23 protein-coding genes are annotated in these 21,729 nt (G+C 72.3%); 14 read left to right on the forward strand and 9 right to left on the reverse strand.

Going from position 1 to position 21,729, the window contains the following annotated elements; all coding sequences use genetic code 11:
- Positions 1 to 654 precede the first annotated feature (654 nt).
- The gene (locus ACFZAX_RS06855; RefSeq protein ID WP_390959801.1) at positions 655 to 1,158 is read left to right on the forward strand and encodes an ATP-binding protein; all 504 of its coding nucleotides are present in this window, start codon (positions 655 to 657) and stop codon (positions 1,156 to 1,158) included.
- Between the two features lie 61 nt (positions 1,159 to 1,219).
- Here the strand turns inward: ACFZAX_RS06855 and ACFZAX_RS06860 are convergent, their stop codons facing one another.
- On the reverse strand, positions 1,220 to 2,212 hold the full coding sequence (locus ACFZAX_RS06860) for a helix-turn-helix domain-containing protein (RefSeq protein WP_390959803.1): 993 nt from the start codon (positions 2,210 to 2,212) through the stop codon (positions 1,220 to 1,222).
- A gap of 229 nt (positions 2,213 to 2,441) precedes the next feature.
- On the opposite strand from ACFZAX_RS06860, the gene ACFZAX_RS06865 reads away from it, so the two are divergent.
- The 4 genes from ACFZAX_RS06865 to ACFZAX_RS06880 all read left to right on the forward strand — a co-directional run bounded on the left by ACFZAX_RS06865 (position 2,442) and on the right by ACFZAX_RS06880 (position 8,493).
- Entirely contained in the window at positions 2,442 to 3,671 is a 1,230-nt protein-coding gene (locus tag ACFZAX_RS06865; RefSeq protein ID WP_390959804.1) for an MFS transporter, read from the forward strand.
- Positions 3,672 to 3,925: 254 nt separating this feature from the next.
- Positions 3,926 to 5,293, forward strand: a complete 1,368-nt coding sequence (locus ACFZAX_RS06870; RefSeq protein ID WP_390959806.1) for an MFS transporter — start codon at positions 3,926 to 3,928, stop codon at positions 5,291 to 5,293.
- Between the two features lie 81 nt (positions 5,294 to 5,374).
- Positions 5,375 to 5,761, forward strand: a complete 387-nt coding sequence (locus ACFZAX_RS06875) for a hypothetical protein (RefSeq protein ID WP_390959807.1) — start codon at positions 5,375 to 5,377, stop codon at positions 5,759 to 5,761.
- Complete coding sequence (locus ACFZAX_RS06880) at positions 5,758 to 8,493, forward strand: tetratricopeptide repeat protein (RefSeq protein WP_390959809.1); 2,736 nt, start codon at positions 5,758 to 5,760, stop codon at positions 8,491 to 8,493. The genes ACFZAX_RS06875 and ACFZAX_RS06880 overlap by 4 nt, the downstream gene beginning before the upstream one ends.
- Here the strand turns inward: ACFZAX_RS06880 and ACFZAX_RS06885 are convergent.
- The 3 genes from ACFZAX_RS06885 to ACFZAX_RS06895 all read right to left on the reverse strand — a co-directional run bounded on the left by ACFZAX_RS06885 (position 8,420) and on the right by ACFZAX_RS06895 (position 10,665).
- The gene (locus ACFZAX_RS06885) at positions 8,420 to 9,625 is read right to left on the reverse strand and encodes an NAD(P)-binding domain-containing protein (RefSeq protein ID WP_390959810.1); all 1,206 of its coding nucleotides are present in this window, start codon (positions 9,623 to 9,625) and stop codon (positions 8,420 to 8,422) included. The two genes, ACFZAX_RS06880 and ACFZAX_RS06885, sit on opposite strands and share 74 nt — an antisense overlap.
- A 117-nt stretch (positions 9,626 to 9,742) precedes the next feature.
- Positions 9,743 to 10,135 carry a DUF3592 domain-containing protein gene (locus ACFZAX_RS06890; RefSeq protein WP_390959812.1) on the reverse strand — a complete coding sequence of 131 codons (393 nt, stop codon included), beginning with the start codon at positions 10,133 to 10,135 and terminating at the stop codon, positions 9,743 to 9,745.
- A gap of 107 nt (positions 10,136 to 10,242) precedes the next feature.
- Positions 10,243 to 10,665 carry a hypothetical protein gene (locus ACFZAX_RS06895; protein WP_390959814.1) on the reverse strand — a complete coding sequence of 141 codons (423 nt, stop codon included), beginning with the start codon at positions 10,663 to 10,665 and terminating at the stop codon, positions 10,243 to 10,245.
- Between the two features lie 122 nt (positions 10,666 to 10,787).
- Between ACFZAX_RS06895 and ACFZAX_RS06900 the strand changes: the two genes are divergently transcribed.
- Together ACFZAX_RS06900 and ACFZAX_RS06905 are read left to right on the forward strand one after the other, a co-directional pair.
- The gene (locus ACFZAX_RS06900) at positions 10,788 to 11,564 is read left to right on the forward strand and encodes a Scr1 family TA system antitoxin-like transcriptional regulator (RefSeq protein WP_390959815.1); all 777 of its coding nucleotides are present in this window, start codon (positions 10,788 to 10,790) and stop codon (positions 11,562 to 11,564) included.
- Positions 11,561 to 11,809: a DUF397 domain-containing protein gene (locus ACFZAX_RS06905; RefSeq protein WP_390959817.1), complete on the forward strand. Its 249-nt coding sequence runs from the start codon at positions 11,561 to 11,563 to the stop codon at positions 11,807 to 11,809. The genes ACFZAX_RS06900 and ACFZAX_RS06905 overlap by 4 nt, the downstream gene beginning before the upstream one ends.
- A 37-nt stretch (positions 11,810 to 11,846) precedes the next feature.
- Here ACFZAX_RS06905 and ACFZAX_RS06910 read toward each other — a convergent pair whose 3' ends face one another.
- Both ACFZAX_RS06910 and htpX read right to left on the reverse strand, forming a co-directional pair.
- Positions 11,847 to 12,431 carry a hypothetical protein gene (locus ACFZAX_RS06910; RefSeq protein ID WP_390959819.1) on the reverse strand — a complete coding sequence of 195 codons (585 nt, stop codon included), beginning with the start codon at positions 12,429 to 12,431 and terminating at the stop codon, positions 11,847 to 11,849.
- A gap of 34 nt (positions 12,432 to 12,465) precedes the next feature.
- Positions 12,466 to 13,377, reverse strand: coding sequence for a zinc metalloprotease HtpX (gene htpX, locus ACFZAX_RS06915; RefSeq protein WP_390959821.1), 912 nt, complete (start codon positions 13,375 to 13,377; stop codon positions 12,466 to 12,468).
- Positions 13,378 to 13,540: 163 nt separating this feature from the next.
- Here htpX and ACFZAX_RS06920 point away from each other — a divergent pair, with 163 nt between their 5' ends.
- The 3 genes from ACFZAX_RS06920 (at position 13,541) to ACFZAX_RS06930 (ending at position 15,656) form a co-directional block, all read left to right on the forward strand.
- A complete protein-coding gene (locus ACFZAX_RS06920; RefSeq protein ID WP_390959823.1) occupies positions 13,541 to 13,909 on the forward strand; it encodes an FKBP-type peptidyl-prolyl cis-trans isomerase in 369 nt (122 codons plus the stop codon).
- 168 nt (positions 13,910 to 14,077) lie between these two features.
- On the forward strand, positions 14,078 to 15,061 hold the full coding sequence (locus ACFZAX_RS06925; RefSeq protein ID WP_390959825.1) for a helix-turn-helix domain-containing protein: 984 nt from the start codon (positions 14,078 to 14,080) through the stop codon (positions 15,059 to 15,061).
- A gap of 211 nt (positions 15,062 to 15,272) precedes the next feature.
- The gene (locus tag ACFZAX_RS06930; RefSeq protein ID WP_390959827.1) at positions 15,273 to 15,656 is read left to right on the forward strand and encodes a hypothetical protein; all 384 of its coding nucleotides are present in this window, start codon (positions 15,273 to 15,275) and stop codon (positions 15,654 to 15,656) included.
- A gap of 75 nt (positions 15,657 to 15,731) precedes the next feature.
- Here the strand turns inward: ACFZAX_RS06930 and ACFZAX_RS06935 are convergent, their stop codons facing one another.
- Complete coding sequence (locus ACFZAX_RS06935; protein ID WP_390959829.1) at positions 15,732 to 16,844, reverse strand: tyrosine-protein phosphatase; 1,113 nt, start codon at positions 16,842 to 16,844, stop codon at positions 15,732 to 15,734.
- A gap of 202 nt (positions 16,845 to 17,046) precedes the next feature.
- Between ACFZAX_RS06935 and ACFZAX_RS06940 the strand changes: the two genes are divergently transcribed.
- A complete protein-coding gene (locus tag ACFZAX_RS06940) occupies positions 17,047 to 17,499 on the forward strand; it encodes a hypothetical protein (RefSeq protein WP_390959831.1) in 453 nt (150 codons plus the stop codon).
- Between the two features lie 38 nt (positions 17,500 to 17,537).
- Here the strand turns inward: ACFZAX_RS06940 and ACFZAX_RS06945 are convergent, their stop codons facing one another.
- Entirely contained in the window at positions 17,538 to 18,224 is a 687-nt protein-coding gene (locus ACFZAX_RS06945; protein ID WP_390959833.1) for a pyridoxal 5'-phosphate synthase, read from the reverse strand.
- Positions 18,225 to 18,407: 183 nt separating this feature from the next.
- A complete protein-coding gene (locus tag ACFZAX_RS06950; protein ID WP_390959835.1) occupies positions 18,408 to 19,058 on the reverse strand; it encodes a TetR family transcriptional regulator in 651 nt (216 codons plus the stop codon).
- Positions 19,059 to 19,584: 526 nt separating this feature from the next.
- On the opposite strand from ACFZAX_RS06950, the gene ACFZAX_RS06955 reads away from it, so the two are divergent.
- From ACFZAX_RS06955 to ACFZAX_RS06965, 3 genes are all read left to right on the forward strand, one after another.
- Positions 19,585 to 20,397 carry a VOC family protein gene (locus tag ACFZAX_RS06955; RefSeq protein ID WP_390959837.1) on the forward strand — a complete coding sequence of 271 codons (813 nt, stop codon included), beginning with the start codon at positions 19,585 to 19,587 and terminating at the stop codon, positions 20,395 to 20,397.
- A 138-nt stretch (positions 20,398 to 20,535) separates the two neighbouring features.
- Positions 20,536 to 20,949 carry a hypothetical protein gene (locus tag ACFZAX_RS06960; RefSeq protein WP_390959838.1) on the forward strand — a complete coding sequence of 138 codons (414 nt, stop codon included), beginning with the start codon at positions 20,536 to 20,538 and terminating at the stop codon, positions 20,947 to 20,949.
- Between the two features lie 56 nt (positions 20,950 to 21,005).
- The gene (locus ACFZAX_RS06965) at positions 21,006 to 21,704 is read left to right on the forward strand and encodes a response regulator (protein WP_390959840.1); all 699 of its coding nucleotides are present in this window, start codon (positions 21,006 to 21,008) and stop codon (positions 21,702 to 21,704) included.
- The last annotated feature ends 25 nt before the right edge of the window (positions 21,705 to 21,729 follow it).

Genomic DNA, 21,729 nt, shown 5'->3' on the forward strand with positions numbered 1-21,729 from the left:
CGGGGGGCGGGCCGGGTGTCCCGAGGGCTCCCCGGGCCCCGTACGGGCTCTCCGGGTGCGCCCCCCTGCGCTCCGGCCGCACGCTCCGTAGTGCGCCGGGCGTGCGGGTGGGCGTGCATTCGCTCAGGCGTCCTGTCTCCCTCTTCGCGCAGATGTTTGGCCCGGCCGCCCGTCGGCAGCGGAGCGAACCGTTCCGCCTGGGGTGAGCCCGGTCGCCACATGTGGTGACGTGCGGTGACGTCCCTGTCCCGCCGTCCGCGCCGAATCGGGCACACCTCGTGATCGATTCATCACCGGCAGGAGTCGTCGGCGTGCTCGGGTACGCTCCGTGGGATGCGAGAGCCAGTGGAACCGAACACTCCGGAGGCAGCCCGCGCGGCGGTCGAAGACCGGGTGCGGGGCGTTGCCGGCACCTCGGGGAGCTGCACCGGGCCGGGCGGGACGGCGATGCCACGGGTGCGGAGGGCTGTCTCGGCGGCCTCCCGCCGAGTGCGTCGCACAGTATGCACCACGCGTACTCCTTCGCGCGTGAATATGCCCGAAGCGCTTGTTGCGGTGACTGTACGTCAACCATGCTGTCGCGCACAGGAATCACGTTCCGTGATCCTGAGGAGGCGCGAGGCGATGTGTCCGCCGGTTCGGATGGTGTGAGCGGTGCAGGTGCTTCAGGTTCAGCTGGAGGTCGGGGCGGATCCCGCAGAAGTGGGACGTGCCCGCAGATGGGCGCGGTCGCGCCTGGAAGGGTCGGGGATAAGGGATGACGAGCCGCTCGCCGAGACGCTCATCCTCCTGATCTCGGAACTGGTCACCAACGCGGTCGTGCACACGGGCTGTCCGGCCGTACTGCGGATGCTCTTCGGCCCGACCGGTGCGCCGGGCGCGGGGGGCACCGTGCGCGTGGAGGTGGCGGACGCGAGCGCCCGGCCGCCGAAGCAGCGGCACGCGGAGGGCGACGACACCAACGGGCGCGGCCTGGAGCTGGTCGACGGGCTCGCCGACCGGTGGGGCTGGATGCCCGAGGGCACCGGGAAGCAGATCTGGTGCGAGGTCGACCGGAACGGCCGCGCGGCGGCCCAGGAGTGCACGGAGACGCCCGCCCCGCTCGACTCCTACGACCCGCTGCTCGCCTTCACCGACCTCTACCCCGACCTGACCTGAGGTCCGCGCGGGCGCTCCCCGGCCGGCCAGGACCGGGACGGGAGTCCTGGCCCGGGTCCGGTCACCCCCGGGTGTCGGCGGTCGCGCGGAAGGTCCTGCGGTAGACGGTCGGGGGGACGCCCAGCGCGGCCTGGAAGTGCTGGCGCAGCGAGGTCGCCGTGCCGAAGCCGGACTGCCGGGCGACCTGGTCGACGCTGAGACCCGAGGACTCCAGGAGCCTGCGGGCGTGCTCCACCCGCTGCTGGGTGATCCACTGGCCGGGGCTGATGCCGACCTCCTCGCGGAAGCGCCGGGTGAAGGTCCGTACGCTCATCGACTCCCGCTCCGCCATGTCCCGCAGCTGGATCGGCCGGTCCAGCCGCCCGAGCGCCCACGCCCGGGCCGCGGTGGTACTGGCGAACCGGGGTTCGGGCACCGGGCGTTGGATGAACTGGCGCTGCCCGCCGTCCCGGTGCGGGGGGACGACCGTGCGCCGGGCCACGTCGTTGGCGACGGCGGTCCCGTGGTCGCGGCGCACCAGATGGAGGCAGAGGTCGATCCCGGCGGCCACCCCGGCCGAGGTGAGCACGTCCCCGTCGTCCACGAAGAGCACGTCCGCATCGACCCGGATCTTCGGGAAGAGCCGCTGGAAGTGGTCGGCGGACGCCCAATGGGTGGTGGCGGGACGGCCGTCCAGATATCCGGCGGCGGCGAGGACGTACCCGCCGGTGCAGATCGCGACCAGCCGGGTGCCGGGTCCGATGCGGGCCAGCGCGGCGGCGAGTTCGCCGGTCAGCCGGCCCTCGGTGTGGACCGGGCCCAGTTCGTACGAGGCGGGGACCACCACCGTGTCGGCGGTGGCGAGGGCCTCCGGGCCGTTCTCGACCATCACGGAGAAGTCGGCGTCCGTCTGGACCGGGCCGGGCGGGCGCACGGAACAGGTCACCACCTCGTACAGCCGCTCGCCCGGGTCGTCGGGGCCGAGACTCCGCGCGCTCCCGAAGATCCGCTGCGGGATGCCCAGTTCGAAGGGGAGCAATCCGTCCAGGGCGAGCACGACCACCCGATGCGGCACGACGACCTCCTCGGCTCGTTCCCCGGGCCTGTCCGGCCATCCCCGCCGGGCGGGCGGCGCCCGCTGATCCGACGCGAACCGTCCGGCTCGGCCTAGTGGTATAGACCTTCGCCTGGTACACCTCTGCGGTGTGAGCGACAAGCATCAGAACAGCACCCGTATTCCCGCCCGCGCTGACGGGGGGACGGTACACGCCCCGCGCCCTCCGGCCCACCGGCCGGACCCGACCGTGTCGTCGGCGGGACCGGGGGACGGGGCCGGCTCGGCCGCCCCGCTCTGGAACCCCAACTTCCGGTACTTCTTCGTCGCCCGCACCGTCGCCCTCTTCGGGGACGGCATGATCCCCGTGGCGCTCACCGCCGGACTGCTCGGCGCGGGCCGCCCCACCTCCTCCGTGGGGTACGCGCTCGCCGCGTGGATGGCCCCGCTGGCGGTCTTCGTCCTCTTCGGCGGAGTGCTCGCCGACCGGTTCACCCCGCGCCGCATGATGGTCGCCGCCGACGCCCTCCGGCTGGCCGGGGCCTCGGTGCTGGCGGTTCTCTTCGCCACCGGCAACCCGCCGCTCTGGGCGGTCTGCGCGCTCAGCGCGGTCGCGGGCGTCGGCGCCGCGCTCTTCCAGCCGGGCGTCGCCTCGACCGTGCCCCGGATCTCCACCGACGTGCAGCGGGCCAACGCGGTGCTCCGGGTCTCCGAGGCCCTGATGACGATGGCGGGTCCCGCCTTCGCGGGTGTCCTGGTCGGACTGGCGAGCGCCGGAGCGGTGTACGTGGCGAACGCGGCCACCTTTGGCGTCTCCGGCGTCTGCCTCTTCCTGATGCGCCTCGCTCCCGCCCCGCACGACGACGCCCCACGCGGCGGGTTCCTGGCCGAACTGGTCGACGGATGGCGGGAATTCCGCGCCCGGTCCTGGCTCTGGGGAGTGATCGTCATCTGGACGGTGTACGGCTTCGCCGTGCTCGGCCCGAGCCTCCCGCTCACGGCCGTCCGGATCACCGAGGGCCACGGCTCGGGAACGTACGGCGCGATGATGGCGGTCAGCGGCGCGGGCAGCGTCGTCGGCGGGCTGCTCGCCCTCCGGCTGCGCCCCCGGCGCCCGCTGGCGGCAGGGGCGCTGGCGCTCCCTGCGGTCGCCGTGAACCTGGTGGTGCTGGGCCTGGACCTACCGGTCGCGGTGCTCGGCGCGGGCCAGTTGCTGGCGGGCGCGGCCTCGGCGTTCTGGCTGGTGATGTGGTCCACGACGGTCCAGACGCACGTACCGCCCGAAGCCCTGAACCGCCTGCACGCCTACGACGTGGCGGGCTCGCTCCTGATGGTCGCGGCGGGCCGCGCCCTGGCCGGACCGGTCGCCGAGGCGGTCGGTACGTCCCGGCTGCTGCTCGCGGGCGCGGTGGTCAACCTCTTCGTCGTGGTCGCCCTGCTCGGCGCGCGCCCCATCAGCCGGCTGGAACGCGCCGGGTGAGGGGCCGGGCGGGGGAGATACCCAGCGTGCGGCCCGGTCACCGCGAAGGGCACCGAGAGGCCGAGAACACCGACGAGCTCCGGCCACCGGCGTTCCTGCGCGCAGACGTCCGGGCTGCCGGGGGAGTACGTCTCCGACCGGGGGCCGCCGCAGTCGATCTCGCCGTCGCCCACGGAGGACGTGGCCCGATCCCTTCGACGGGTGACTCTCAGGCCACTCGCCCGCGCCCCCTCCCGCGCCGGATCCTGTGACACGTGACCCAGACAACCGAAAGCGCCGCCCGGGACGAGAGCGGCGGCCGGCCCCCCGCCCCGGCCGCGCGCCGCTCGACGCCCTCCCGCCCATCCCGCCTTCCGGCCGGTCTCCGGATCCACCGCGCCTGGATCGTCGCCGCCGTCACCTTCGTGACGATCATCGGCGGCGCGGCCTTCGGCGCGCTGCCGGGTCTCCTCATCGACCCGCTGCACGCGGAGTTCGGCTGGTCGCGCGGCGAGATCGGCCTCGCCGTCTCCGTCGACCTCGCGCTGTACGGGGTCACCGCCCCCTTCGCCGCCGCGCTGATGGGCCGGTTCGGCATCCGGCGGGTGGTGGCCGCCGCGCTGACCGTGGTGGCGGCCGGGGCGCTGGGCTCCGTCTGGATGACGGCCTCCTGGCAACTGCTCATCTACTGGGGCCTGCTGGTCGGCCTCGGTACGGGGTCCATGGCGATGTCCTTCTCCGCGATCGTCACCGACCGCTGGTTCGTCGCCCGGCGCGGCCTGGTCACCGGCATCCTCACCGCCGCCGGCGCCTCCGGCCAACTGGTCTTCCTGCCGCTCTGCGCCTGGATCGTCAAGGAGCACGGCTGGCGCCCCGCCTCGGTGACCGTCGCGCTCGCCGCGCTCGTCGTCGTCCCGCTCGTCTGGTTCCTGCTGCGCGACCACCCCGCCGACGTGGGCCTCGCCCCCTACGGCGGTACGTACGCGGCGAAGCCCGCTCCCACCCGGGGCGCCGCGACCAGGGCTCTGCGGGTGCTCTTCGACGCGGCCCGCACCGGACAGTTCTGGCTGCTGGCCGGGGCATTCGCGATCTGCGGCGCCTCGACCAACGGCCTGATCCGCACCCACTTCGTGCCCTCCGCCCACGACCACCACATGCCGGTCACCGCCGCCGCCTCGCTGCTCGCCGTCATCGGGGTCTTCGACATCCTCGGCACGGTCTTCTCCGGCTGGCTCACCGACCGCTTCGACTCCCGCCGGCTGCTCGCCGTCTACTACGCGCTGCGCGGGATCTCGCTGCTCTTCCTGCCCATGCTGATGGCGCCCACGGTGCACCCGCCGATGGTCTTCTTCATCGTCTTCTACGGTCTGGACTGGGTCGCCACCGTCCCGCCGACGATCACCCTCTGCCGGGAGCAGTACGGCGACGACAGCGCGATCGTCTTCGGCTGGGTGCTGGCCTCGCACCAGATCGGGGCGGCCGTGGTCGCCTTCCTCGGCGGAGTGGCCCGGGACGCCTTCGGCTCGTACGACGTCGTCTGGTACGCCGCCGGGGCGCTGTGCGCGGTCGCCGCCCTGATGTCCCTCGTCGTCCGCCGCACGCCCCTGCCCGTGAGCGGGAAGGCTGTGGTGACGGCGGCCTGAGCGTTACGGATCGCACACGCCAACTCCCGTGCCAGAAGCGGTGCTCGGCGCGAGAATGCCCCCATGACGGGGAGGCGCGGAGTGAGCAGGACGACCTGGTGGCTGCTGGCCGGGGCCGGTGCGGCGGTGGCCGCGGGACTGCTGGTCTGGGTGACGGCGGCGGACCTGGAGCGGTCGAGCCAGATCGCGGGCGTGGTCGGTTCGGCGGTGGGCGTCGTCGCGCTGGGGGTGGCGTTCCGGCAGCTCCGCGCCGGTACGCCCACCGCGCCCGTACCCGCTCCCGTGCCCGTACGGGCGGCCGGCGGCTCCAACGCGGCACGCGGCAGCATCCGTTCCGCCTCGGCGCACGACATCGCGCCCGGCGCCGCTTCCGCAGCGGGTACGGAAGCCCCGGGCATCACCGCCACCGGCGGCTCGAACGCGGCCGGCGGCGACATCGACGGCTCCACCGCCCGGCACGGCTCGTGAAGCGCAAGCCGCCGACCGGCCCGGATGTCCCGCAGGCGCCGCCCGGCCCGGACACCCCGCAGCCGCCGCCCGTCTCCGCCCGTGCGGGGGCCAACGCGGCCGGGCGGGACATCCTCAACTCCGTCGCCCTGCACGTCGAGAACGCCACCCTGCCGCCCGTCGAGGCGTACGGCCCCATCCCCGGAGACGCGGCGGACAGCGGGCTCTCGAACCTGCCGCACGGCGCCCTCTTCGTCGGCCGCTCCGCCGAACTCGACGCGCTGGACACCGCTTTCGAGGCGCCCGGCGGTGTGGTGCTGCGGGCGGTGAGCGGCCTCGGCGGGGTCGGCAAGTCCGCCCTCGCCGCCCGTTGGGCCGCGACGCGCTCAACGGCGCGGCTCCGCTGGTGGATCGGCGCCGACAGCCCCGCCGGGGTCGAGGCGGGCCTCGCCGGACTCGCCCGCGCCCTCCAGCCGGGGCTGACCGGACTCCCGCAGGAGCTCCAACGCGAACGCGCCCTCGGCTGGCTCGCCGCCCACGACGACTGGCTCGTCGTGCTCGACAACGTCAACCACCCCGACGGCGTACGCCCGTTGCTCGACCGGCTCGGTGGTGGTGGTGGCAGGGTTCTGGTCACCACCCGCCTCGCCACCGGCTGGCACCAGCTGGACGCCACCACCGTCCGGCTCGGCGTCTTCGCCCCCGCCGAGTCCGTCGAGCTGTTCCGCCGGGTCCTCACACAGGCCGGGCCCCGCGACACCGACGGGGCCGCCGAGGTGTGCGAGGAGCTCGGCCACCTGGCGCTCGCGGTGGAGCAGGCCGCCGCGTACTGCCACGAGAACGGCACCACCCCGCGCGAGTACCTGGGCATGCTGTGCTCCTGGCCCGCCGAGACGTACGCCACCGGCGCGGAGACCACCGACGCGGACCGCACGGTGGCCCGCGTCTGGCGCATCACTCTCGACCGCCTCGCCGACACCCCGCTCGCCGGCGACGTGCTGCGCACCCTCGCCTGGTACGCCCCCGACCACATCCCCCGCACCCTGCTGGACGGACCCGCCCCGCCTCCCCTACTGGCCAAGGCGATCGGGCGGCTGGTGGCCCACAGCATGATCACCGCCGGACCGGACGGCACCCTCTCCGTGCACCGCCTGGTGCAGGCCCTCGCGCGGACCCCCGACCCGGACGACCCGCACCGCGCGGCGGACGCGGTGGCGGAGGCGCGGGAGCGGGCCACCGAGGGACTGCTCAGGACCGTTCCCGACGAGGAGCGGCCGGACCTCTGGCCGCTGGGGCGGGCACTCCTCGCGCACGCCGAGGCTCTGGCCCAGCACACCGCGCCCGAGGACGACTCCGAAGCGACGGCCCACCTGCTGAGCTGGGCGGCCCGGTTCCTCAAGGAGCAGGTCGTCCTGGAGCCGGCCGCCGTCCACTACCGCCGGGCGCTGAACGGACTGGTCGCCGCCCTGGGCGAGGACGATCCGGCGGTGATGAACTGCCGGGCCGACCTGGCCGAAGTCCTCGTGGGGCTGGAGCAACCTGAGCAGGCGGCGGCGCTGTACGAGGTGGTCCTGGCCGGCAGCCGTCGTGTCGTGGGCGACGAGGACACGAACTCCCGCATCCTCCGGGCCAACCTGGCCACGGCGGCGTACAAGGCCGGGGACCTGGACCGGGCGGAGAGGCTGTACGCACGCATCCTCGCCGACGTGATCCGGGCCGACGGTGACGAACACCCGCTCGCCCTGGCCATCAGGTCCGGGCTCGCGCACGTCCACGAGAGGAGAGGGGACATCGGCGAGGCGCTCGTGATGCACGGGCGTGTGCTCGCCGACCGGCTGCGCGTGCTGGGGGAGGACCATCTCGAAACCCTCGCCGCCCGAGACGCCCTCGGCCATGCCCGTGAGGCGGCCGGCGACATCGCCCAGGCGGTCGAGACGCTCCGCGTGAACCTGGACGAGTACCTGCGCGTCCTGGGAGAGCGGCACCCCGCGACTTTGGCCGCCCGCTGCCATCTCGCGGATGTCCACCTGCTGGACGGCGACCCGGAACGCGCGATCGTCATGTTCCGGCAGAACCTCGACGCGGCACACCATCTCGGTGGTGACCATCCGCAGGCCTTGATCGCGCGGTTCCGACTCGCTTGTGCATACCGGACGTCGGGGAACCTGAGCAGGGCCGTTCCGCTCTTCGAGGAGGACCTGGCGACGCGTTCCCGGCTCTACGGCGAGGACCACCTCGACACCCTCCGCGCCGGCCACCACCTGGCGGCGGCCTGCTTGGAGGCGGGAGAGTCCGACCGGGCGCGGACGCTCCGAGCGGACAATCTCACCCGCCTGGAGCGAGCCCTCGGGAAGGACCACCCCGAGACCCTCTCAGGCAGGCACTACCTTGCCCAGACCGTGCTGGTCGCGGGAGACGCACAGGAGGCGCTGCGCCAGTACCTCCGGCTCGCCGCGGACTGCGCCCGGGTCCTCGGCCCGTACGACGAGCAGACGCTGCTCGCCCTGACCCAGGTCGCGGCGGCCCACTGCGTCACCGGGGCCCCGGACCGCGCGATCGCCCTGCTGAAGCGGACGTTCACCGACTGCGCGAGAGCCCTGGGCACCGACGACCCCAGGACCGCGGAGCTGAGGGAGAGGCTCGCCGGGACGAGCGCCGTCGTCGCGACGGCCGACGCCATCAGCGCGGCGAACGGGCGATCCGCCGTGCGATACGTCGCGCGTCCCGCGCCATCTCGCGGAACATTCCGCTGATCGGGTTGGAGAACCCGGTGAAGTACAGCCCCGGCGCCTCCCGCGGCGACCTGGCACCGTGCACCACCGGCCGCCCCCGCCCGTCCAGCACCCCGAGATGCCCGACCAGCCCCTCCAGCGCCCGGCGGTAGCCGGTGGCCGCGATCACCGCGTCCGGCGTCAGCCGCGTCCCGTCGGTGAGCACCACGTCCGTGCCCTCGAACGAGGCGATGGCCGCGACCGGCCGTACCCGAGCCGCCTTCACCGCGTCGATCAGCCCCACGTCCTGCACCGGGATCGCCCCGTCCTTCACCCGCGAATACAGCCCGGTGGTGGGGCGCGGCAGCCCCTGCGCCGCGAGGTCCGGCACCGCGACCCGCGCCATCAGCGCGCCCGTCCGGTCGACCAGCCACACCGGCAGCCGCCGCACCAGGATGCCGGTCGCCTGCGCGGGCCACCCGGCCGTCGAACGCCGCACGATGTGCGGGACCGTACGCACCGCGATCCGCACCTCGCGGGCCCCGCCCTCCACCAGGTCCACCGCGATCTCCGCGCCGGTGTTCCCGATCCCCGCGACGAGCACGCTCCGGCCCGTGTACGGTGCCGGGTTGCGGTACCGGGCCGCGTGCACCAGCTCCCCGGCCCACGCCCCCCGGCCGGGCCAATCGGGTAGGTGCGGCGTGTGGTTGAAGCCCGTCGCGACCACCACCGCGCGCCCCGTGAGCAACCGCCCACCGGTCGCGGAGAGCACCCACCCGGCCCCGTCCGGCGCCCGGTCGATGCGGGAGACCTCGACGCCCGTGATCACTTCCAGCTCGTGGAACTCGGTGTACTTCTCCAGGTAGCGCACCACGTCGTCCCGGGACACCCACCGCCCGAACTTCCGGGGCATGGCCAGCCCCGGCAACGCCGACCAGCGTCGGGTGGTGTGCAGATGCAGCCGGTCGTAGTGCCCCCGCCAGGAGGCGCCGACCTGGGGCGCCTTCTCCAGCACGACGACCCGCATCCCCTCCGCGCGCAGCGCGGCGGCAGCCGCCAGCCCGCCCGGCCCGCCCCCGATCACGTAGACGGGACGGTCCTCCGTACGGTCGATGGAGGCCGGAATCGCGGCGGGACGAGCGGAACTGCCGTTGTCGGGCGCGGTGTCGGACATGAGCGTCGAGCCTAATCGGGTGGTACCTGAATGGGTCTCGACGGAGAACGGAATCCGTTGCGAATCGATCACGGTCAACGGCTGCTTGAGGGCCTGTCAGCCATGACGCGGGGCGGCTCAGAGCCTCGGTACGATCCACCCCGGCACGAAGCAGACCACGGCCAGTACCAGCACGCAGAGCAGGAAGACGCGCTTCGGCCGGGGGCTCTCCGGGAGCAGGGCGGTGAACTCGGCACGCGCCGGCTTCTGCGTGTCGTACACCACTCCCACCAGCGGACCGGCCGGCTCGACGGACACCCCGTGCCGCCACTTGGTGTACTCGTTGCCGCTCCGGTCCAGGTACGCGTACTGGATGGAGACCCGCCCGTCGTTCGGCACCGTCCTGCGCCGTTCCTCCGCCATCACCTGCTCGCCGCGCGCCCGCAACGGCCTCTGCCGCAGATGGCGGACGCCGGAGACGAGGAGGACGACCAGGGATATGAGGAAGAGGAACTGACAGAAAGCGATCACGAAGTGCCCCGTTCGATATGTTCGAGTCAGCGTAACGGGGAGTGAGGCCAACCGCCGAGGTCGGAGCCGGCGCCAGGGGCGGTGCGGCGTCCGGCGTCCCCCGGCGCTCACTCCGGCGCCTCCTCCGACTCCTCCCACGCCAACTGCGCCCGCACCAGGCCGTGCAGCAGCTCCGGATCCACGTACTCGTCCTCCTCCGGCGCACCGCACCGCCAGCTCAACGGGTACGTGTTCCCCTCGACGCCCGGGATGCCGACCCAGTGGTCCCGGGCGGCCGGCCCGTAACAGGTGGCTCCCGGCGGCCAGTCGAACTCCTTGCTCGACCCGGGAGGGATCAGGAAGTACGTCCACCGCGCCCCGGCGACCTCCCGCACCACCGGACCGGGCTCACCCGCAGTGAGCGTGATCAGGTGGTGGACGACCGCCTCGCCTCGTACGCCCTTCAACCGAATGGCGTCGAAGTGAATTCCGGACAGGCGGAGTTGATGTCCGGCCACGGGGACCCATTCGGGGAGATTCTTGCTCGTCATGGCTACGAGAATCCCGCCGGTTGCCTAGCGTGACCAGTACGACACGGTCCACATCGCGTGATGTGGTGAGGAAGGCGGTGGCTGTGGGAACGAGTGGTGAGCCCTCGGGAGTACGACGGCTCGTGGGCGACCTGATCCGGATCCATCGGACGCGCGCCGGACTCACGCAGAAGGAGTCGGCGGACCGCCTGCTGATCTCCGAATCGCTGATGGGAGCCTACGAACGCGCCGAACGCATCCCGTCGTTGGAGTTCCTGCACGACTCCGACCGGGTGTTCGACGCGGGCGGGGCGCTGAAGGCGTGCGTCGAGCTGGTGGACGAGGAGAAGTACTCGCCCCGCTTCTTGAACTGGGCGAGGTTGCAGAGAGATGCGCGTGTGATCAGCGGTTACGAGACGATGCTGATTCCGGGGCTCCTGCAGACGGAGGCGTACGCGTACGCCGTCTACCGGTCCCGCACACCCGCGTACACCGAGGACGAGATCGTTCGGCACGTCGGGGCGCGACTCGAACGACAGGTGGTGCTGGCCAGGGACAACTCTCCCCGCGTCGGCTTCGTCATCGAGGAGTCGATCCTGGAGAAGGCCCTCGGCGGACCGGCGGTGCTGAAGGAGCAGCTGCTCCATCTTCTCGACTGCATCGAGCGGTTGAACCATCTGACCGTGCAGGTCGTTCCCTCCGACCAGCACACCCACGCAGGACTGATGGGGCCGATGCAGTTGATGAACACGGCGGAGGGCCGCAGTCTGGTGTATGTGGAGGCGCAGGGCGGGGATAGGTTGATCTCCAAACCCGAGCAGGTAAGCGACCTGTTCGACCTCTTCGGCATGCTGCGGGCCCAGGCGCTCAACCCCTGGGAGTCCGCCGAGCTCATCGAGAAGAAGGCGGGGCAGTTGTGAGCACCGGTTCCGGACTGGCGTGGTTCAAGTCCAGCTACAGCGGCAACGAAGGGGATGCCTGCATCGAGGTCGCGTACGACTGGCGCAAGTCCAGCTACAGCGGCAATGAAGGCGGCGAGTGCGTCGAGGTGGCCGCCTGTCCCCGGGCCGTCCACGTCCGGGACTCCAAGGTGACCGACGGCCCGACCTTCGCCGTGGCCCCCGACGCCTGGACCGCGTTCCTCGCGGGGACCGTCGGCGCCTGATCCGTACCGCTCGCTCCCGTACCCACCCGCGTAGGGTTCACAGGCCCGGCGCGCCCCACACCGGGAACCACCGGGCCAGCTCCTTCTCCACCCGGAGGTCGTCCCCGAGGGCGGCGCGGACCTGGAGCTCCAGGCCGTTGTCCCGCTTCTCCGCGCCGCCGGGAGCCGGGGCGAACGGGTAGAAGGTGCCGCGCTTGTAGAGGTACACCAGCGCCAGCGAGCGGCCCTCCGGGTCTCGGAAGCCGATCAGCGAGCAGAGCAGGTGCGGGCCGAAGCCGCCGTCCTGGAGCAGGGTGTTCACCGCGTGCAGGTCGTTGACCAGGGCGGCGGGGTCCTCCGGCGGCTGCTGGGCGAGCAGCCAGGTGTAGCCGTACGCGTCCTGGCTGAACTCCACCGGCACCCCGCCCCGGGCCGTGTCCGCGTCCAGCAGCTCTCGTACGTCCTGCTGGAGGCGTGCGAAGTTGGCGCCCTCCACCCCCGCGAAGCAGACCGAGCCCAGGCCGGACGGTGTGAAGCCGGTGGCGGCCTGGAGGGTCAGGGCGGCGGACGGTACGGCGAAGAGCTGGTCCAGATCCGGGCGGACCGGCTTGCTCCGGCCGAGGATCGCGTCGAACAGACCCACGGAGGTTCCTCCAGGACGTGCGGGGCAGGGCGTTTCAGGGGCGGGACAGGTCGGCGGAGATGCGGGCCAGCTGGTCGAGGCGCTGCTCCAGCGTCGGGTGCGAGGAGATCAGCCGGCTGAAGCTCTCCTTCGAGGAGAAGGCGGGGACGAAGTAGAAGGCGTTGTACGGCTCAGCCTTCCGCAGGTCCTCCGTGGGTATGCGCGCCATCTGCCCGCTCACCTTCGTCAGCGCGGAGGCGAGCGCCGAGGGGCGGCCGGTGAGCAGGGCGGCGGTGCGGTCGGCGGAGAGCTCGCGGTAGCGGGAGAGCAGCCGGGTCAGCAGGAAACTGAGCGCGTAGACGACCGCGCTGATCAGCGGGATCAGCATGACGATGATGCCCGCCGGGTCGTTGCCGCGGCTGTTCCGGGCGAAGCCGCCCCACAGGGCCACCCGGGTGATGATCCCCGCCAGCACGCCCAGGAACGACGCGATGGTCATCACCGCCACGTCGCGGTGGGCGACGTGCGACATCTCGTGCGCGAGGACGCCCTCCAGCTCCTCGGGCTCCAGTCTTCGCAGCAGCCCGGTGGTCGCGCAGACCAGGGCCGACTTCTCGTTGCGGCCGGTGGCGAACGCGTTCGGCACGTCACTCCGCGCGAGGGCGACGCGGGGTTTCTTCATGTCCGCCAGCGCGCAGATCCGGTCGATCGCGCCATGCAGCTCGGGCGCCTCCTCGGGGGTGACCTCGCGGGCCCCCATCCCGAACGCGGCGATCCTGTCGCTGAACCAGAACTGCACGACGAACAGGCCGCCGGTGATGATCAGGATCACCGCCCAGGAGCCGGGCAGTACGGCCAGCAGCACCCCGACCAGGACCACGTACAGCAGGCCGATGAAGAACATGGTCGACACCATGCGCGTGGTCAGCCCCCGGTCGGGGGCGTAACGGGAACGGGCTCTGGCCATCGGTGCCTCCCATGCCGCACATGCCTTCTCTGACTCCATGGTGCTCCTCCCCGGCGAAAAGGGGACACGTCCCGGGAGGGGGCCCGCCGGATAGCGTGATCACTCGAGGGCTGTCCGTACGCGGGCTCCCGGAGCACGCGGACCGAACAGGAAAGAGGCCGCCATGTCGAAGCCCGAGATCGAGCGCCCCGTGGGCGATCCGCCCGCCGAACTGCGGATCAGGGACCTGGTCGTCGGCGACGGGAAGGAGGCGAAGCGCGGCCAGGTGGTCCGGGTCCACTACGTCGGAGTCACCTTCGCGACGGGCAAGGAGTTCGACTCCTCCTGGGAACGGGACGAGCCGTTCAAGTTCGCCATCGGCGGCGGCCGGGCCATCAAGGGCTGGGACCGGGGGATCGTGGGGATGAGGGTCGGCGGCCGGCGCGAGCTCGTCGTCCCGCCGGGCCTCGCCTACGGCAAGCAGTCGCCCTCGTCGCTGATCCCGCCGGGCTCGACGCTCGTCTTCGTCGTGGACCTGGTCGAGGCGTCGTGAGGCGGGCGTGACGCCGGAGGAAGCCGTCCTGCCGCGGGTCCGCACAGAGCGCCCGGTCGACGGGCGCCGCGCTCGGGCGCGCTGCGGAACGCCCGGCGGATTAATGGCGCGAGGACACGGCCGTGCGTTGCTAGCGTGACGGTACATGGTCAATCTGGAGGGGGCTGGATGATCGAGACCGTTTTCCGCAGTGATGACTTACCGGTGGGTGAACGCCTGGAATGGTGGCGGGACCTGACTTCGCAGGCGCTGTCACCCACCGTGATCGTCCCCGAGCGGGCCGACGACTTCCGGGCCTGCCTCCGGTTGCTCTCACTCGGGGCCACGCAGGTGGCGGCGCTGTCCTACCCGTCGTTGCGGGCGCGCCGCACACCGGCGCTGATCCGCCGGTCGGACCCGGAGGTGTACCACTTGTGCCTTGCTCTCAAGGGGGGCCAGAGCATCTGTCACGGAGGGCGTGACACGGCTGTGAGGGCCGGAGATCTCCTGCTGTACGACAGCTCCCGTCCGTCCGACGCCCAGGTCCACGCGGCGGCCGGAGCGGCCGTCGAGGGCATCATCGTGAGCTGGCCGCGAGCCGGATTCCCCCTTCCTCCTGCCAAGGTCGATCGCCTGCTGGCGACCCCGCTCCCCGGTGACGGGGGCACGGGCGCGCTCTTGTCGCATTTCCTCACCCGTCTGACCGCCGAGGGAGCCGCTCTCGGGCCGGGCGACGCCGTACGACTGGACGCGGTCACCCTCGATCTGGTCACCGCGTTTCTCGGGCAGCACCTGGACGTGGTCGATGCCGTCCCCGCCGAGCACCGTCAAGGGGCGCTGCTGGCCGGCATCCACTCGTTCATCGAGCGCAACTTGAGCGACCCGCAGCTGTCGCCGGCCCTCATCGCCGCCGCACACCACATCTCCGTGCGGTACCTGCATCTCCTCTTCCAACAGCGCGGCGTCAGCACGGTCTCCGCCTGGATTCGCCGACGCAGGCTCGAACGATGCCGACGGGACCTGCTCGATCCCCTGCTGCGACACCAATCCCTCCGCACCATCGCGACCAGGTGGGGCTTCCAGCACCCGGCGGAGTTCAGCCGGGCGTTCCGCGCCGCCCACGGGATGCCGCCACGGGACTACCGGCAGCGGGCCGCCCGCCACGGCGCGTAGTGCGTCCGGCGCCAAGACCACTGCGCGGACCACCAAAGACTTCTGTCATCGCCTCGTGAAGAGTCGTTCCCGCACGCCGAGGGGCGTACATGACACGCCCACCGGGGTGGCCCGGCGCGGGCTCCGTCCGGGTGTACGGGCGAAGGCCGCGGCCGGTCCCTCCGTTCCGGCGGCGAGAGACGGTCCTGGATCCAGGAATGAAGGAGTCACCATGGGAATGCGGCAGATCAAGCGCAAGGCCGGGGCGGTGCTCGTGGCCACCGCGCTCCTGACGGGCGTGTCCGGGTTCGCCGCGGCGAGCTCGGCACAGGCGGCGGAGGCCGCGACCTGTTGGGGAACGAACGTGACGAACAACTCCAGTCTCGAAACCACCATGAAGGGCACGTACAACCTGAAGGTGGGCGTCGGCGCGGTGTGCGCCAATGTCCGCTCCGTGAGCAGCGGCTCCACCTTCTACGTGTGGTGCGGTGCCATCAACCCCGACTCGGGCGTGCTGTGGTTCCTCGGCAGGGTCAAGGGCGACTCCACGTCCAACATCGGCTACATGTCCTCGGACAACCTGAACTACGTCAGTGGGACCTGGAGTTACTGCTGAGACGCCTGCGCGGCGGGCGGACGACGACGCGTCCGCCCGCCGCGTTCCGGGGCGATGCCCGGGTGCGCGGCGCCGTCAGCCGACGAGCAGCGAGGACTTCAGCTCCTTGATCTCCTTCGAGGAGAGGCCGAGGCCCTTCTTCTCGTAGTTCTCGAACGAGCCGAACGTGGCCTTGACCTCGTCGAAGCCGGAGTTCAGGTACTCGGCGCGGACGTCCAGCATCGGCTTGTACGCGGCGGCCATGTCGGCGGGCATCGCGGCCAGCGCGGCGGCGTTCGCCTCGGCGCGGTAGGTGTTGCTGGCCAGGTAGTCCTGCATCACCGTGGCCTTCGGGACGCCGAGCGCGGTCAGCAGGGCGGCGTTCGCCCAGCCCGTGCGGTCCTTGCCGGCCGAGCAGTGGAAGAGCACCGCGTGCTGGTCGTCGTCGGCGAGACCGGCGAAGACCAGCTGGTAGGCGGCCTTGCCGGTGGCCGAGCTGACCATCGACTTCTCGCCGTCGACCATGTACTGGGCGGACTTCTCGGCCGAGGACAGGTCGATCGCCGAGGTGATGTCGCCACCGATGACGTCGGCGACCACGTACGTCGCGCCGGCCGGCACGGTGTCCGGGGCGGAGGTGCGCTCACCGGCGGTGCGCAGGTCGAAGTCGACCTTGATGCCGAGCCGGTTCAGCTTGGCGACATCGGCGGTGGTGAGGGTGTTCAGGGCCCCGGAGCGGTAGACCTCGCCCATCTTGACCCACTGCCCCGTGCTGGTGCGGTAGCCGCCCGCGTCACGGAAGTTGACCGCGCCCTGGAGTGTGATCTCCCGGTCCGCGAGGTGGAGCGAACCGCCCTTCGACGGGACGAAGTCGAACCACTGGCGGTCGGCGGCCGGCAGGTGCTCGACGGTGACCGTGGCGTGGCTGCCGCCCTTGGCGACGACCTTGCCGTTCGCCTTGACGACCACGTCGCGGACCCCGGGGGCGGTCCAGGACAGGGTGTACGAACCGTCGTCGTTCGCCGTGACGTTCGCGGCGGTGAACGGTATCCGCTGCTGGTGCTGCTCGCGCTCGTGCGAGGCGGACGGCTTGCCCCGGTGGGCGGAAGCGTGGTGGGGGGCGGCCGAAGCGGCCGAGGCGCCGGCCCCGACGAGCAGGGCGGCGGCGGCGACGGCCGCGGAGACCTTGGCGCGGTTCATGGTGTTCATGGGGATGAGCCTGCTTTTGCCGGACGAGCAAGGGGCAAACCCTGGATGAACCGCCGACAAAGCGGAGCTGCACCTCTGGTCCGGTGTGCTGCGGCGGCCCGAAGGCCCGGAACGCAGGGTTCCGGCGTCGCGCGGACCGGGCGAGGCACTCGACCCGCGCTTCCCCTGTCACGGGTGGCGCAGCGCCGCTACCGTCGCCCGTATGACGCGGAGAGGACGCAGGACACCCGTACCTCCGGACCCGGACCGCCCCGAGAACCTCGCGCTGCTCGACCACCTCCGCGCACGGGCCGCTCGGCCCGGCGGCCCGCACGACATGGACCTCGACGGGTGGCAGCTGCACACCCACCCTGATCTGCAGGAACGCTTCATCGTCCTCGCGTCGGGCCATCCGGTGGGGTCCGCCTACGGTGTGCCCGTCCTCTCGGCCGGAGGTGTGGCCGCGGCGGTCGCGTACGGCACGGGCATCGTTCTGGTCCGGGTGGCCAGTCCCCCCGAGAACCTCGCCCCGGGAGGCAGCCTTCCGCCGCTCACCGACGGCGAGTGGTTCTCCGTCGACGCCTGGCAGGCCGACATCCCCCAGGCCGAAGGAACCGCCCGTCTCTGCGCTCTGGTGCGGGAGGCCGTGCGCCATACCCGGGGGCTCGGCCCGTAGGGGGCGGCTGCCGGGGCCGCCCTCCGTCTCCGGGGCCGTCACGGCCAGAGCAGCTCCCGCACCCACCCCGCCCCCCGGCGGCGGTAGCGGAGCCGTACGTGGCGGCGGCGGGCGTCGCCCTGGAAGAACTCGACCTCGTGCGCCTGGACGACGTACCGCTGCCAGCTCGCCACCTCCGCCTCGGGTTCGTCCCGCGCCCGCCGCCACGCGGCGTCGGAGGCGCGGGCCAGCTCCGCCAGGTCGTCCAGGACCTCGCTCTGCCGGCCGACCAGGCCGGACGCGAGCGCGCCGGTGGAGCGGGCGTGCAGATCGGCCCGGCTCTCCTCGGGCGACCCGAGGGCGACCGGCCCCCGCACCCGTACCGTCCGGCCCAGCACCGGCCAGTAGAAGGTGAGCGCCGCGTGCGGGTGGGCGGCGAGCTGGTGGCCCTTGGCGCTGGTGGCGTGCGTCGCGAAGCGCCAGCCGCGCTCGTCCGCGTCGTGCAGCATCAGCGTCCGCACGTCCGGGTGGCCGTACGCGTCCACGGTGGCCAGCGCCATGGTGTGCGGCTCGGGCTGCCCGGCGGCCACGGCCTCGGCGAACCAGGCGTGGAAGAGGGGGACGGGGGCGTCGGGTGCGGTCGCCGGATCGAATCCGGGCAGCTCGGTGTCCCACACGCGCTGGGCGTGCAGCAGGCGGAGGAAGGCCGTGTGTGCGTCGGTGCGGGACGCGTCGTCGTCGCTCATGGCGCCATTGCAGCAGGCCGTGGCGGAGGAGGGGGCGCGGGACGCCGGGCGCGGCATGTCCCGGGTACACCGACGGCGGGCCACATCGCGCGTGTGGCCCGCCGTCGGTGAGACAGGATGCCGGACGTCCGGGGTCGGCCGTTCGCCGCCCGGTGAAGGGGGGTGGATCTCCGTCGCGGGCGCCTACTTCGTCGGCTTCTTGCCGGTGACGCCGAGGTGCACCAACAGGGCAAGGTTCGGGCGGAGTTCGCCGGCCTTCACGCCCGTGCCCGTGGTCAGGGCCTTCTGGTGCGAGGCGACGGCGGCCAGCATGGCGACGAGCGATCCCGCCACCGCGGCGGGGTTGACGTCCTTGTCGACCTTGCCCTTGCCCTGAAGATCCTTCACCGCGTCCGTCAGGGAGTTGGTGAACGAACCGAGGATCTTCACGCGGATCTTGTTGAACCGCTTGTCGCCCTCGGCCGAACCGAGGTCGATCACGCGAAGAATCGCGTCGTTGCGTCGCCAGAAGTCGAGGAATCCGTCGACGAGTTCCTCGGCCGCCTGCCAGCCTGCCTTACCGACCCACGAGCGTCCGGAGGCCAGTTCATTCAGCCCGGTGCCCTCCTTGGCCAGTTCGTCGGCGACTTCGAGGACGGCGCCTTCCACGTCCGGGAAGTACTGGTAGAAAGTCGCGGGTGAAGTCCCCGCCTTCCGTGCGACGTCGATGACTTTGACGTCCCGGTACGGCGAGGAGCCGAGCATCTCGCTGAGGCAGTCGAGCAGCTTCTGCCGCGTCGCCTGGCCGCGTCGACCGGCCACGCGGCCGTCGACGGTGCGTACTTGTCCTGTCATGCCGTCAGCTTACCGACGGGTGAACGGAGCGCGATTCGGCCGAGTGCAAATGGGGAATTACCCAGCGCGCAGAGGGCGACGGGTGGTATTTCGGCCATCTTTTAGGCGCGCTCCGGAACGTTGGACGGATACTTCTGAGGCCCCTGCGGCGCGGGTGTCCGCCCGAGGTCCCCAGGGCGCTTGGTCGGATCGTTAAGTGTTATCAACAGCCTGTGGACAACTTCGGTGGACAACTTTCGCCCGATGCGGGGCGAGTCCGTCCGCAGGACCATTCCCGGCGGGAACGGAAATGACGTCCATACCCGATGAACCCGAACCCGATGAACCCGCCTTTTCGCAGATCCGCGCGGCCATCGGCGTCGTACCCGCCCTGCCGTGAGCCGTGACCGCCGCTCACCGGCGGGCTCACCGGCGGGCGGGGGAGCGCGGGCGCCGTTACGTTGGCGGGGTGCAGGTGTCACGCACACGTGACGCGCCCGGCCGCGCGGCGGGGCCGCGCGCTCCCGGCGAGGGAAGGACCCGGCCCATGGCGGCATTCGCGCACTCCGTGCCCTGCTGGGTGGAGGTGCACCTCTCCGACCTCGAAGCGGGCAAGCGCTTCTACGGCGGGCTCTTCGGCTGGACCTTCCGCGCCGGGGACGGGATGCCCTTCGCCGACGCCTACAGCGAAGGCCGGCTCGTCGCCGCACTCGCCGCCAAGACGGACGGCCGGATGCCCACCACCTGGGGCGTCCACTTCGCCACCGACGACATCCGGGCGACCGTCCACGCGATCCGCGCGGAGGGAGGCCAGATCATCACCGACCCCGTCCGCGCGGGCCACGCCGGGATTCTGGCGCAGGCCGTCGACCCGGACGGCGCCGCCTTCTGGCTGTGGCAGGCGGATGAGCGGCCGGGCTTCCAGAAGCAGAACGAACCCGGTTCGTACTGCTGGACCGAGCTCTACACCCGGCGCCCCGACCGGGTGGACCCCTTCTACGCCAACGTCTTCGGCTTCCGGAGCACCGACCTGGACGCCTCCGCCGGCGGGGACGCCGGGACGGCCGGGAGCGGCATCGACTTCCGCATGTGGTCCCCGCCCGGCGCCACCCCCGGACCCGACACCGCGATCGGCGGCCGGAGCGTCATCACGGACGCCTTCCCCGAGATGATGCCCAGCCACTTCCTGACGTACTTCGCCGTCGCCGACTGCGACCGCACCGCCGAACGGGTGGCAGAGCTGGGCGGCCGCGTCACCGCCGTACCGTTCGACATCCCGTACGGGCGGATGGCGGCGTTCCAGGACGACCAGAGCGCCGCGTTCGCCGTGCTCCAGCCGGCGGACCCGATGCTGCCCTGAGGGCTGTCCCGCAGCCCTGGGGGGACGGGCGGCGGCCCGGGCGAGGTGCCGGCCGTACGCGCCCGGTGATCCGGCGGTTTCGCGTCATGGTGGCCGCAACTCACGTATGCCGTAAGGGAATCCGCCCACACTGGTGCGATGGGAAACCTCGCCCGCCGGGCCGTACTCGTCTGTGTCGGATGCGCCGCGCTGCTGACCGGCTGCACCGCCGACTCCGGGGCGGCACGGGAGGACAGTGCCGGGACACCGGGACCCGTCGCGACCACCACCGTCGCGCCCGACGCCGCCGCGCGGCTGGCGGAGCGGTACCGCCGGGCCGGAGGGGCGGCGGACGTGTACGGCATCGGGCGCGGCTCCGACGGAGACGGGGTACCGCTGCTGACCGTGTGGACGCACGACCCGGACGAGGACGACCGGCCGTTCCAGGAACTCAGGGAGTCGGTCACCCGCTATCTGGCGGAGCACGAGGGGCTCTCGCCGGAGAAGGGCTACCAGATGGACGTCTTCGGGCCGGACGGTTCCCTGCAGCACCGCCTCGACGCCCGCGTCTGACGCCGCACCGCCGCCCGCCCCGGTGGTCCCGTAGCGCTCCGTGATAGGACGGGCCCGTGTCCGGTACGAAGATCGACGTGGTGATAGCCGACGACCAGGAACTGGTCCGGGCGGGGTTCCGCCTGATCCTGGAGGCGCAGCCGGGCATCGAGGTGGTCGGCGAGGCGGCCGACGGCGTCGAGTGCGTGGAGCTGGCCCGCCGGCTGCGGCCGAGGGTGGTGCTGGCCGACATCCGGATGCCGCGGCTGGACGGCCTCGAGGTGACCCGGCTGCTGGCCGGCCCCGGAGTGGCCGACCCGATGAACGTCGTGGTGATCACCACCTTCGACCAGGACGACTACGTCCGCGGCGCCCTGCGCAACGGGGCCTGCGGGTTCCTCCTGAAGGACGCCACCCCTGCCCTGCTGGTGGAGGCCGTCCACGCGGCGGCCCGCGGCGACGCGCTGGTGTCCCCGGCGGTGACGGTGCGGCTGCTGCGGCGCCTGGAGCGCGCCGAACAGGGCGCGGAGCCCGCGACGCCCTCGGCGTCCGCGCCGGGCCCGGAGCCGCACGGGCTGCTCAGCACCCGGGAGCGGGACATCGTGCGGCTGGTCGCGGTGGGCCGTACCAACCAGGAGATCTGCGACGAGCTGTTCCTGTCGCTGTCGACGGTCAAGACCTACCTGGGCCGCATCCAGGCCAAGCTGGACGCCCGCAACCGGGTCGAGGTCGCCGCGTGGGCCTGGGAGCGGGGCGTGGTCCGGCCGCGCGGTTGAGCGGCACGCAATCGCCGGACAGCCT

This window comes from Streptomyces sp. NPDC008125 (assembly GCF_042957125.1).
Classification (GTDB): domain Bacteria; phylum Actinomycetota; class Actinomycetes; order Streptomycetales; family Streptomycetaceae; genus Streptomyces.

Excerpts from the sequence above, each read along its gene's own strand:
- ACFZAX_RS06930 (WP_390959827.1), top strand. The coding sequence starts at position 15,273 with ATGGGAATGCGGCAGATCAAGCGCAAGGCCGGGGCGGTGCTCGTGGCC.
- ACFZAX_RS06950 (WP_390959835.1), bottom strand. The coding sequence starts at position 19,058 with ATGACAGGACAAGTACGCACCGTCGACGGCCGCGTGGCCGGTCGACGC.
- ACFZAX_RS06960 (WP_390959838.1), top strand. The coding sequence starts at position 20,536 with ATGGGAAACCTCGCCCGCCGGGCCGTACTCGTCTGTGTCGGATGCGCC.
- ACFZAX_RS06940 (WP_390959831.1), top strand. The coding sequence starts at position 17,047 with ATGACGCGGAGAGGACGCAGGACACCCGTACCTCCGGACCCGGACCGC.
- ACFZAX_RS06920 (WP_390959823.1), top strand. The coding sequence starts at position 13,541 with ATGTCGAAGCCCGAGATCGAGCGCCCCGTGGGCGATCCGCCCGCCGAA.
- ACFZAX_RS06885 (WP_390959810.1), bottom strand. The coding sequence starts at position 9,625 with ATGTCCGACACCGCGCCCGACAACGGCAGTTCCGCTCGTCCCGCCGCG.
- ACFZAX_RS06935 (WP_390959829.1), bottom strand. The coding sequence starts at position 16,844 with ATGAACACCATGAACCGCGCCAAGGTCTCCGCGGCCGTCGCCGCCGCC.
- ACFZAX_RS06895 (WP_390959814.1), bottom strand. The coding sequence starts at position 10,665 with ATGACGAGCAAGAATCTCCCCGAATGGGTCCCCGTGGCCGGACATCAA.
- ACFZAX_RS06945 (WP_390959833.1), bottom strand. The coding sequence starts at position 18,224 with ATGAGCGACGACGACGCGTCCCGCACCGACGCACACACGGCCTTCCTC.
- ACFZAX_RS06925 (WP_390959825.1), top strand. The coding sequence starts at position 14,078 with ATGATCGAGACCGTTTTCCGCAGTGATGACTTACCGGTGGGTGAACGC.
- ACFZAX_RS06955 (WP_390959837.1), top strand. The coding sequence starts at position 19,585 with ATGGCGGCATTCGCGCACTCCGTGCCCTGCTGGGTGGAGGTGCACCTC.
- htpX (WP_390959821.1), bottom strand. The coding sequence starts at position 13,377 with ATGGCCAGAGCCCGTTCCCGTTACGCCCCCGACCGGGGGCTGACCACG.